This is a genomic window from Tenacibaculum piscium (assembly GCF_021390715.1).
GTDB lineage: Bacteria > Bacteroidota > Bacteroidia > Flavobacteriales > Flavobacteriaceae > Polaribacter > Polaribacter piscius.
The window spans coordinates 1,192-2,023 of sequence record NZ_JAJGWT010000006.1 but is presented as its reverse complement, the minus strand read 5'-3'; the positions used below and the strand labels follow the sequence as shown (position 1 = coordinate 2,023).

Genomic DNA, 832 nt, shown 5'->3' with positions numbered 1-832 from the left:
TCAAAATATTCATTGGCAAACACTCGCATTGCTACTGGAACAGCTCCAAAAATCAAAACATTCATTGGTAAATATTCACTTTTACAGCTCCAGTAAATCAAAACATCGATTGATAAATACTCGCATTGCTACTGGAACAGCTCCAGTAAATCAAAATATTCATTGATAAACACTCACATTGCTACTGGAACAGCTCCAGTAAATCAAAACATCGATTGATAAACAYTCACTTTKACAGCTCCAGTAAATCAAAACATCGATTGATAAATACTCGCATTGCTACTGGAACAGCTCCAGTAAATCAAAACATCGATTGATAAACACTCACTTTGCTACTGGAACAGCTCCAATAAATCAAAATATTCATTGGCAAACACTCGCATTGCTACTGGAACAACTCCAAAAATCAAAACATCGATTGATAAATACTCACTTTGCTACTGGAACAGCTCCAGTAAATCAAAACATTCATTGGCAAATACTCACTTTGCTACTGGAACAACTCCAGTAAATCAAAACATTCATTGGTAAATACTCGCATTGCTACTGGAACAGCTCCAGTAAATCAAAATATTCATTGATAAACACTCGCATTGCTACTGGAACAGCTCCAAAAATCAAAACATTCATTGGTAAATACTCACTTTTATAACTCCAGTAAATCAAAATATTCATTGGTAAATACTCACTTTTACAGCTCCAGTAAATCAAAACATTCATTGGCAAATACTCACTTTGCTACTGGAACAACTCCAGTAAATCAAAACATTCATTGGTAAATACTCGCATTGCTACTGSMASTAAATCAAAATATTCATTGGTAAATACTCAC

The 832-nt window shown here is 34.2% G+C and carries 1 protein-coding gene; it reads left to right on the top strand.

Annotation, left to right across the window (positions count from 1 at the left end):
- Window positions 1–313 precede the first annotated feature (313 nt).
- Entirely contained in the window at window positions 314–511 is a 198-nt protein-coding gene (locus L0U77_RS07210) for a hypothetical protein (RefSeq protein WP_233900949.1), read from the top strand.
- Window positions 512–832: the final 321 nt, after the last annotated feature.